This is a genomic window from Actinomadura sp. HBU206391, from assembly GCF_014323665.1.
GTDB lineage: Bacteria > Actinomycetota > Actinomycetes > Streptosporangiales > Streptosporangiaceae > Actinomadura_C.
This window is the reverse complement of sequence record NZ_JABVEB010000202.1, coordinates 1-9,662: the sequence shown is the minus strand read 5'-3', so window position 1 is coordinate 9,662 and position 9,662 is coordinate 1. Positions and strand designations below refer to the sequence as shown.

Annotated in this window: 10 protein-coding genes; 9 read left to right on the top strand and 1 reads right to left on the bottom strand. The window is 69.8% G+C overall.

All coding sequences use genetic code 11. The annotated features are described in order from the left end of the window. From paaZ to paaE, 6 genes are all read left to right on the top strand, one after another. Nucleotides 1-1,457, top strand: a 1,457-nt coding sequence (gene paaZ, locus HKK72_RS30930; protein WP_187237976.1) for a phenylacetic acid degradation bifunctional protein PaaZ, incomplete at its 5' end; no start/stop codon positions are given. A gap of 13 nt (nucleotides 1,458-1,470) precedes the next feature. Beyond that, a complete protein-coding gene (gene paaA / locus HKK72_RS30925) occupies nucleotides 1,471-2,436 on the top strand; it encodes a 1,2-phenylacetyl-CoA epoxidase subunit PaaA (RefSeq protein ID WP_187237975.1) in 966 nt (321 codons plus the stop codon). Then, a complete protein-coding gene (gene paaB / locus HKK72_RS30920) occupies nucleotides 2,433-2,783 on the top strand; it encodes a 1,2-phenylacetyl-CoA epoxidase subunit PaaB (RefSeq protein ID WP_187237974.1) in 351 nt (116 codons plus the stop codon). The genes paaA and paaB overlap by 4 nt, the downstream gene beginning before the upstream one ends. 7 nt (nucleotides 2,784-2,790) lie before the next feature. Further along, nucleotides 2,791-3,669, top strand: a complete 879-nt coding sequence (gene paaC / locus HKK72_RS30915; RefSeq protein ID WP_187237973.1) for a 1,2-phenylacetyl-CoA epoxidase subunit PaaC — start codon at nucleotides 2,791-2,793, stop codon at nucleotides 3,667-3,669. Further along, nucleotides 3,663-4,175 carry a 1,2-phenylacetyl-CoA epoxidase subunit PaaD gene (paaD, locus tag HKK72_RS30910; protein ID WP_187237972.1) on the top strand — a complete coding sequence of 171 codons (513 nt, stop codon included), beginning with the start codon at nucleotides 3,663-3,665 and terminating at the stop codon, nucleotides 4,173-4,175. Before paaC ends, paaD begins: the two co-directional genes overlap by 7 nt. A gap of 3 nt (nucleotides 4,176-4,178) precedes the next feature. Then, nucleotides 4,179-5,279: a 1,2-phenylacetyl-CoA epoxidase subunit PaaE gene (gene paaE, locus HKK72_RS30905; protein ID WP_410050359.1), complete on the top strand. Its 1,101-nt coding sequence runs from the start codon at nucleotides 4,179-4,181 to the stop codon at nucleotides 5,277-5,279. A 52-nt stretch (nucleotides 5,280-5,331) separates the two neighbouring features. Here paaE and HKK72_RS30900 read toward each other — a convergent pair whose 3' ends face one another. Beyond that, on the bottom strand, nucleotides 5,332-5,829 hold the full coding sequence (locus tag HKK72_RS30900) for an Lrp/AsnC family transcriptional regulator (RefSeq protein ID WP_187237971.1): 498 nt from the start codon (nucleotides 5,827-5,829) through the stop codon (nucleotides 5,332-5,334). A gap of 117 nt (nucleotides 5,830-5,946) precedes the next feature. On the opposite strand from HKK72_RS30900, the gene pdhA reads away from it, so the two are divergent. From pdhA to HKK72_RS30885, 3 genes are read left to right on the top strand one after another with little or no spacing between them, the layout of a single operon-like run. Next, nucleotides 5,947-7,050 (top strand): pyruvate dehydrogenase (acetyl-transferring) E1 component subunit alpha, encoded by a 1,104-nt coding sequence (pdhA, locus tag HKK72_RS30895; protein ID WP_315987536.1) that lies wholly within the window; start codon nucleotides 5,947-5,949, stop codon nucleotides 7,048-7,050. 1 nt (nucleotide 7,051) lies between these two features. Then, entirely contained in the window at nucleotides 7,052-8,032 is a 981-nt protein-coding gene (locus HKK72_RS30890) for an alpha-ketoacid dehydrogenase subunit beta (RefSeq protein ID WP_187237969.1), read from the top strand. After that, a complete protein-coding gene (locus HKK72_RS30885) occupies nucleotides 8,029-9,366 on the top strand; it encodes a dihydrolipoamide acetyltransferase family protein (protein ID WP_187237968.1) in 1,338 nt (445 codons plus the stop codon). Before HKK72_RS30890 ends, HKK72_RS30885 begins: the two co-directional genes overlap by 4 nt. Nucleotides 9,367-9,662: the final 296 nt, after the last annotated feature.

Here is a 9,662-nt window from a genome sequence, read left to right as displayed (position 1 = left end):
AGCTGATCATCGAGTCGGGCCTCCTGCCCGAGGGGAGCGTGCAGTTCGTCTGCGGCGGTGTCGGTGACCTGCTCGACCATCTCACCGAACAGGATCTGGTGGCGTTCACCGGATCGGCCATCACCGCGCAGCGCCTGCGCGTCCATCCGACCGTGATCGGTCGCTCCGTGCGCTTCAACGCCGAGGCCGATTCGCTGAACTGCTCGATCCTCGGCCCGGACGCCCGCCCGGGAACGCCGGAGTTCGACCTGTTCGCAAAGCAACTGGTCGTCGAGATGACGGCGAAGGCGGGCCAGAAGTGCACGGCGATCCGCCGCGCGTTCGTCCCGACCGGCCTGGTCGACGACGTCGCCCAGGCGGTGAGCGACCGGCTGGCGCGGATCACGATCGGCAACCCCGCCAACCCGGCGGTGCGCATGGGCGCCCTCGCCGGCCTCGAGCAGCGCGAAGAGGTCCGCCGTAACCTGAAGAAGCTTCTGGGCGCCGGCCGGATCGTGTTCGGCGACCCCGAGAAGGTGACGGTGGTCGACGCGGACCCGGAGCTCGGGGCGTTCCTGTCTCCGATCCTGCTGCGCGCCGACGATGCCGAGCGCGCGGAACCACATGAGGTCGAGGCGTTCGGGCCGGTCAGCACGCTGCTGCCGTACGAGTCCACCGATCAGGTCATCGCCCTGGCGGCGCGTGGCCAGGGCAGCCTGGTCGGCTCGGTGGTCACCGCGGATCCGGACTTCGCCCGCCAGGTCGTGTTCGGCGTCGCGCCGTGGCACGGCCGGTTGCTGGTACTGAACGCCGAGGACGCCAAGGAGTCCACCGGGCACGGGTCGCCGCTGCCGGGCCTCGTCCATGGCGGCCCCGGCCGGGCCGGCGGCGGCGAGGAGATGGGGGGCGTGCGCGGAGTGCTGCATCACATGCAGCGCACCGCGGTGCAGGCGGGCCCGTCCATGCTCTCCGCGCTCACCGGGCAGTGGGTGCCCGGCGGCGCTCGTACGGTGTCGACCCCTCACCCGTTCCGCAAGAACCTGGAAGAACTCGAGGTGGGCGATACGGTCGTCGCCGGCCCGCGCACGGTGACCCTGGAGGACGTCGAGCACTTCGCGGACTTCACGGGGGACACCTTCTACGCCCATATGGACGAGGAGGCGGCGAGGGCCAACCCGTTCTTCGGCGGCCGGGTCGCCCACGGCTACCTGGTGCTCTCGTTCGCGGCCGGCCTGTTCGTCTCACCGGAGCCCGGCCCGGTGCTGGCCAACTACGGCCTGGAGAACCTGCGGTTCCTGGCCCCGACCTTCCCGGGCGACGAGTTGACCGTGACCCTCACCGCCAAGCAGATCACGCCTCGCGAGGGCGCGGACTACGGCGAGGTGCGGTGGGACACCGAGGTCACCAAGCAGGACGGCGCCGTCGTCGCGAAGTACGACGTGCTGACCCTCGTGGCCAAGCGGCCCTCCGGTGAGTAGGGGTGGTGTGATCATGTCCAGGCCGGACGAACCGCTCGGAGCCGACGAGCTGGAACGGCACTTCGATCGGACGATCGAGCGTGAGCAGCGGATCGAGTCGCGCGACTGGATGCCGGAGCGCTACCGGAAGACGATGATCCGGCAGATCGCTCAGCACGCGCATTCGGAGATCATCGGGATGCAGCCCGAAGGCGCGTGGATCACCCGCGCTCCTTCACTGCGGCGCAAGGCGATCCTGCTGGCCAAGGTCCAGGACGAGGCGGGCCACGGGCTTTACCTGTACTCGGCCGCCGAGACACTCGGAGCCGACCGGGCGGACCTGACGGACATGCTCATCTCCGGCCGGCAGAAGTACTCATCGATCTTCAACTACCCGACGCTGAGCTTCGCCGACGTCGGGGTGATCGGCTGGCTCGTGGACGGCGCGGCGATCTGTAACCAGGTGCCGCTGTGCCGCAGCTCTTACGGGCCCTACGGACGGGCGATGGTCCGGATCTGCAAGGAGGAGTCCTTCCACCAGCGGCAGGGTTACGAGCTGCTGATGACCATGATGGGCGGATCCGCGAGCCAGCGTGCGATGGTGCAGGACGCCGTGGACCGCTGGTGGTGGCCGTCGCTGATGATGTTCGGACCACCGGACGACCAATCGCCCAACAGCGCTCAGTCCATGGCCTGGAGGATCAAGCGGCACAGCAACGACGAGCTCCGGCAACGGTTCGTCGACATGAGCGTTCCGCAGGCCGAGGCGCTCGGGGTCACGCTCCCGGACCCCGACCTGCGCTGGAACGCCGAACGCGGTCACCACGACTTCGGCGAGGTGGACTGGGCCGAGTTGAAGCGCGTCATCAGCGGTGACGGCCCTTGCAACGCCGAGCGGATCGCGGTGCGCCGGGCCGCCCACGAGGACGGCGCCTGGGTGCGGGAGGCGGCTGCGGCCTACGCGGCCAAGCGGTCGGAGCGGGAGGAGGAGGCCGCATGAGCGATTCCAAGGCCGGCGACGAGAAGGGCGCGGCCGTTCCGGACGAGGTCAAGACCGGCCGCGTCCGGCCGGAATGGCACCTGTACGAGGTCTTCGTCCGGGGCAAGCGCGGCCTGAACCACGTGCACGTCGGCTCCCTGCGCGCCCCCGACGCCGAGATGGCGTTGCGCAACGCCCGGGATCTGTACACCCGGCGCAACGAGGGAGTCAGCATCTGGGTGGTGGAGTCCCGCGACATCACCGCGTCCAGTCCGGACGAGAAGGACCCGTTCTTCGCGCCGAGCGGTGACAAGGTCTACCGCCACCCGACGTTCTACGAGATCCCTGATCACATTCCGCACATATGAGGCATTGATGGCATTCGACAATGCGCTGGAAGCGATCACCACGGACAACGACGTGCGCTGGGCGTTCGGCACCGGTTTCCATGATCCGCTCGCGGGGATCGACACGGCCGTGCCGGCGGGGATCGAATCGGCCGATCTGGCGACCTACTGCCTGATGCTCGGCGACGACGCGCTCGTCATGTCGCACCGGCTCCAGGAGTGGTGCGCGAACGCGCCCGAGCTCGAAGAAGAGGTCGCGCTCGCCAACATCGCACTGGACCTGCTCGGTCAGGCGAGGCTGCTCTTGACGCGCTCGGGAAGGGCCGAGGGCGCCGGCCGGAGCGAAGACGACCTCGCGTTCTTCCGGGACGAGGCGCAGTTCCGCAACGTACGGCTCGTCGAGGCGCCGAACGGCGACTTCGCGTTCTCCATCGCGCGGCTGCTGATGTTCGCCACCTGGCGGCTGGCGCTGCTGGACCACCTCGCCTCGTCGCGAGACCCCGTGCTCGCCGCCATCGCCGCCAAGGGGGTCAAGGAGGTCGCCTACCACCGGGAGCACGCCGCGCTCTGGACGGTCAGACTCGGCGATGGCACCGATCTCTCCCACCGGAGGATGCAGGAGGCGATGGAGGCGGTCTGGCCGCTGACCGGCGAGCTGTTCCGCACACACGAGATCGAGCGCCGGATGGCCGATGCGGGCGTCGGCGTCGACCCGGCCGCGGTTCGTGCCGAGTTCGACGACGTGCTCGACAGGGTGCTGGCGGCCGCCACGCTGCGCCGGCCGGACCCGTCGGATGCGGAGCCGTCCGAACGGTCCGGGCGCCATGGCGTGCATTCGGAGGCGATGAGCGGCCTGTTGACGCAGTTGCAGAGCGTGGCCCGTGCGCACCCCGGGGGGACATGGTGAACGCGGCCGCTCCGCCGGACGCCCGGGCGATCGCCGAGACGGTGACCGATCCGGAACTGCCCATGCTCACTCTGGCGGAGCTGGGCGTCCTGCGGGATGTGGAGACCGACCCGGACGGGCGGGTGGTGGTGTCTCTCACACCCACCTACACCGGTTGCCCGGCGCTCGACGCCATGCGCGACGACCTGCGGGCCCGTCTGCGTCGGGCGGGCATCGACCAGGTCGAGGTGCGGACGGTGCTGGACCCGCCCTGGACCACCGACTGGATCAGCGAGTCCGGGCGGCGCAAGCTCGCCGAGGCCGGGATCGCGCCCCCTGGACCGGCCGTGCACCGGACCGCCGGTCCGGTGCCGCTCGACCTGGGGCCGACCCGCCGCAGGGTGCGCTGCCCGCGCTGTGGCTCCGCCGACACCCGTGAACTGTCGCGATTCGGCGCCACCGCCTGCAGGTCACTGCACCGCTGTCTCGGCTGCGACGAACCGTTCGAACATCTCAAGGAGATCTGACCCGTGACCATCATCGACGGCGTGGAGGCGGTGAGCGGCTCGCGACGGCACGGTGGGTTCCACGCGCTGCGCGTGTCCGATGTCGAGCGGCTGTGCGCGGACGCGGTGGCGGTCACCTTCGCCGTCCCGGACGAGGTCGCGGAGCGGTACGCCTTCCGCCCCGGCCAGTTCCTCACGCTCCGCCGTGTCGTCGACGGCCGGGAGGAACGGCGGTCCTACTCGATCTGCGCACCGGCCGGCGCGGCCCTTCGCATCGGCGTCCGCGAGGTCACCGGCGGCTTGCTGTCGTCCTGGCTGGTGCACGAGATCCGTCCCGGCGACCTCGTCGATGCGCTGCCCCCCTCCGGTTCCTTCACTCCCGATCTTCGGCAGGCCGCCCATCATGTGCTGATCGCCGCCGGATCGGGCATCACGCCCGTCCTTTCGATCGCCGCCTCGGTCCTGGCGGACCCGCTGAGCCGGGTCACCGTCCTGTACGGCAATCGCCGCAGCAGCACCGTGATGTTCGCCGACGAACTCGCCGACCTGAAGGACGCCCATGCCTCCCGGCTCGAGTTGGCGCACGTGCTGTCCCGTGAACCGCGCGAGGCGGAACTGTTCACCGGCCGGCTGGACGCGGCCAAGCTGCGGACACTGCTGCCCGTACTGCTCCCCGTCGACGACGTGGACCACTGGTGGCTGTGCGGTCCCTTCGGGATGGTCACCGACGCACAGGACGTGCTCGCCGAGCTGGAAGTGCCGCGCGAACGCATCCACCGGGAGCTGTTCTACGTCGAGGACGCCCCGCCCCCGCCACAACGCCGTGAGGAGCAGGTGCCGTCCGGGCCCGGCAGCGAGGTCACCATCGTCCTGGACGGCCGGTCCACCACCACCGCACAGCCCAGGGACGCGACGATCCTGGACGCCGCACAGCAGGTACGCCCTGATCTGCCGTTCGCCTGCAAGGGCGGCGTCTGCGGAACCTGCCGGGCCAGGCTGGTCGACGGCCAGGTCGACATGCGGCGCAACTTCGCGCTCGACCCGCGCGAGATCGACTCCGGCTTCATCCTGACGTGCCAGTCGACTCCGACGTCGGACCAGGTCAAGATCGACTTCGATGCCTGAGGAAGGGCGCCGCCCCGGGCGGCGGCGGGTCACTCGCCGGTCCTGACCGTGGTCAGCCGCCCGAGAGCACGTCATCGGGCCACTCGTCGAAGATGAGCAGCGTGTGGGTGCTCCGGACGCCCGGAATCGAGTGGAGCTCGTCGAAGACGAGGTGGCGCAGACTGGTCTGGTCGGGCACGCGGACCAGCGCGATGACATCGAACTCGCCACCGGTGAAGGCGAAGTGGTGTATCGCGGGTAGCCGTCTTAACCGGTCGCGGACCTCCCGCCAGGAGTTCTGCTCGACCGTCAACGTGAGATACGCCGAGATGCTCAGGCCGACCTTGGCCGGGTCCAGGCGGGCGCTGAAGCCACGGATGATCTTGTCGCGGACCAGCCGGTCGAGACGGCTGTACGCATTCGCGCGAGAGATGTTCAGACGTTCGGCCAGCGTGCGGATCGACAGGCGTCCGTCCTGCGACAACTCGGCGACGATCCGCTGGTCGATGTCGTCCAGCGCGGGAGCCAGCTGTCTCGCCGATCGCCTCCCCGGACCGGCAGATCCTGCCATCTGACCACCTCTCCTGCCTTGAATGATCACATCGTCTTGGAAATCCGCCCACTTCTGGACAGGTTGCGGCAGAAACTGGATGGTAGCGGACATATGACCGGAAAGAGGAGGGCGGTCGTGGCCGCTAAGTTCAGTACGGAACTGCTCCCCGCGCGGGAACCTGTTCGTCTCATCGACCAGCGGGGCAGGCTCACCCGACGGAGGGGCGGGGAGTACGCCCTGCCGGCCCCGGAGGTGCTGTTGTCCGCCTATCGGGCGCTGGTGCTCGGCCGGCGATTCGATCAGCAGGCCACGAGCCTGGTCAAGCAGGGACGCCTGGCGGTCTATCCGTCCTCGCACGGCCAGGAGGCGAGTGAGGTCGGTGCCGTACTCGCGCTCTCCCCGACGGACTGGATCTTCCCCACGTACCGGGACAGCGTCGCGCTGGTCACCCGCGGCATCGACCCGGTGGAGGTTCTGACGCTGCTACGCGGCGACTGGCACTGCGGGTACGACCCGATGGCCCACCGCACGGCACCGCAATGCACGCCGCTGGCCACCCAGGCACTGCACGCCGTCGGCGTCGCCTACGCCGCGAAGGCCAAGGGCGAGGACACGGCGGTACTGGCGTTCCTCGGAGACGGCGCGACCAGCGAGGGCGATTTCCACGAGGCGTTGAACTTCGCCGCGGTCTTCCAGGCCCCCGTCGTCTTCTTCGTTCAGAACAACCAGTACGCCATCTCGGTGCCGCTGGCGCGCCAGACGGTCGCGCCGTCCCTCGCGCACAAGGGGGTGGGTTACGGCATTCCCGGGGTGGGCGTGGACGGCAACGACGTCGCCGCGGTGCTCTCGGTCGTCACCCATGCCGCCGAACGGGCCCGGTCGGGCGGTGGGCCGACGCTGGTGGAGGCGCACACCTACCGCATGGAAGCGCACACCAACGCCGACGACGCCTCGCGTTACCGGACCGAAGAGGAGGTGACGGCCTGGCGGGAGCGGGACCCGGTCAGCAGATTGACCACCTATCTGCGGCAGGCGGACCTGCTCGACGACGCGCGCATCGCCGAGCTCGCCGAAGAGGCGGAGCGGAACGCCGCCGACCTGCGTGAACGCATCTCCGGGCAGGTGCCGCCGGGGCCGGATGAGCTGTTCGCACATGTCTACGCCACCCCGACGCCCCAGTTGACCGAGCAGGCCGGACTTCTGCGCGCCGAACTGGCAGATCTCGCCGAGGAGTCCTGAGATGGCCGAGATATCGATGGCACAGGCGCTCAACGCCGCGCTCGGCGACGCGCTCACCGAGGATCCGAATGTCGTCGTCTTCGGTGAGGATGTCGGTGCGCTGGGAGGGGTGTTCCGCGTCACCGACGGACTGACCGCCAAGTTCGGCGAACAGCGTTGTTTCGACACCCCGCTGGCGGAGTCGGGCATCGTCGGCATGGCCGTGGGCATGGCGATGAACGGATTGCGCCCGGTGGTGGAGATGCAGTTCGACGCCTTCGCCTTCCCGGCCTTCGAGCAGATCGTCAGCCACGTCGCCAAGATGCGCAACCGCACCCGCGGCGCGATCGCACTGCCGATGGTCATCCGAGTTCCCTATGCCGGGGGAATCGGCGGTGTCGAACACCACAGCGACTCCTCCGAGGCGTACTACGCGCACACTCCGGGCCTGACCGTCGTTACCCCGGCGACCGTCGCGGACGCCTACAGCCTGCTGCGAGAGGCGATCGAGTACCCCGATCCGGTCGTCTTCCTCGAACCCAAACGGCTGTACTGGGGAAAGGAGGAGGTGCCACGTCTCACCCGGACGCAGCCCTTCGGGCGGGCGGTCGTGCGCAGGGAGGGGAGCGACGCCACACTGATCGCCTACGGCCCCTCGGTGCCGGTCGCGATGGAGGCGGCGGAGGCCGCCGTCGAGGAGGGCTGGAGCCTGGAGGTCGTCGACCTCCGGACGATCGTGCCGTTCGACGATGAGACCGTCACGGCCAGCGTCATGAAGACGGGCCGCGCGGTGGTCGTCGCCGAGGCGCACGGGTTCGCCGGCGTCTCCGCCGAGATCGCGGCCCGCGTCGGCGAACGCTGCTTCCACGCGCTGGAGGCGCCCGTACGGAGGGTCAGCGGTCTCGACGTGCCCTACCCGCCGCCCAAGCTCGAACACCACCACCTCCCCAACGCCGACCGCGTGCTCGACGCGGTGGCGAGCCTGCAGTGGGAGGACGCGTGACCGCCCAGGAGTTCACCCTGCCCGATCTCGGTGAAGGGCTCACCGAGGCCGAGGTCGTACGGTGGCTCGTCGCCACCGGCGACACCGTCGCCGTCGACCAGCCCATCGTCGAGGTCGAGACCGCGAAGGCCACCGTCGAGGTGCCGTCGCCCTTCGGCGGTGTCGTCACGGCACTGCACGCGGCCGAGGGCGCGGTCGTCGCCGTCGGAGCGCCTCTCATCGTCATCGATGACGACCCGGGCGCGGCGGCCGACCAGGCTGCTCTAGGCCCTGAGGCTCGTCGCTATGTGGAGGAGGAGCGGGCCGGCTCCGGCAATGTCCTCGTCGGATACGGCACGGCCGAGAGCGGGCGCCGCCGCCGTAAGAGCCGCCGCTCCCGTACGGCGCGAGGCAACGGATCGACGACCGCCACTCGCCCGCTCGTCATCTCACCGGTCGTCCGGCGCCTGGCGCGGGAGCACAAGGTGGACCTCACGACGCTGACCGGCAGTGCGGTCGGCGGCGTCATCACACGTGCGGATGTGCAGAAGGCCATCGCCAAAGCCGGGCCGGCTCCCGGCGAACCGCCTTCCACCCTGTCGGCATCGGCTTCCGACCACGGCACGGTCGCTCCGCCGGCGACGATTTCCGGGCCTCTCCCGGTACGTGACCGGATCGCTCTGCGGGGCATGCGGCGCTCGGCCGCGGAGGCGTTCACGCGTAGCCGCCGGGAGATCCCCGAGGCGACGACGTGGGTGGACGTCGACGCCACCGCCCTCGTCCAGGCCAGAAGAGAGATCAACGACGCGAATCCGGACGATCCCGTCGGCCTGCTGGCGCTCTTCGCGCGCTTCGTGCTCGCCGGGCTGGCCCGCCACCCCGAGCTGAACAGCCGCGTCGACCTGGACGCGGGAGAGATCGTCCAGTTCGACGGCGTCAATCTCGGCATCGCCACGCAGACCGACAGCGGCCTGTTCGTACCCGTCGTCCACAAGGCACACCGGCTCAGCGCCCGTGAGCTCCACCATGAGATCGAACGTCTCACCGCCGCGGCCCGCGCCGGCGGCCTGAGCGTCGCGGAGCTCACCGGGGGCACCTTCACCCTCAACAACTACGGCGTCTTCGGCGTCGACGGCTCGGCGGCGATCATCAACCATCCCGAGGCCGCCATTCTGGGAATCGGCCGGATCATCGACCGCCCATGGGCGGTGGACGGCGAACTCGCCGTCCGCAAGATCGTTCAGCTCTCACTCGCCTTCGACCACCGTGTCTGCGACGGCGGTCCCGCAGCGGCGTTCCTGCGGTTCGTCGCCGACTGCGTCGAGAACCCTCGGCGCGCACTGGCCGAGATCTGACGGACGACGCCGGCCGACCGAAGTGGCGAGAGCCCATCGGTCGGCCGGCGGCGCGGACGCCTTAGCCCCCTTGACGGCTTTTCGTAAACTCTGTTCGATCAAATGCATGGCGATCAAAAGCGTGATTGCGACAGCGCGCCGGTGGATCCCTGGCCGAGGGTCCGTTCGTCCTGGCACGCGGATGCTCACCGCCGTCGTCGTCGCCACGGCGAGCACGCTGGTCACGAGCGTGGCCCCGCCCGAGACGGCGCAAGCCGCACGTGCGACGCCGCCGCCGCGGATCGTTCCGGCTCCGG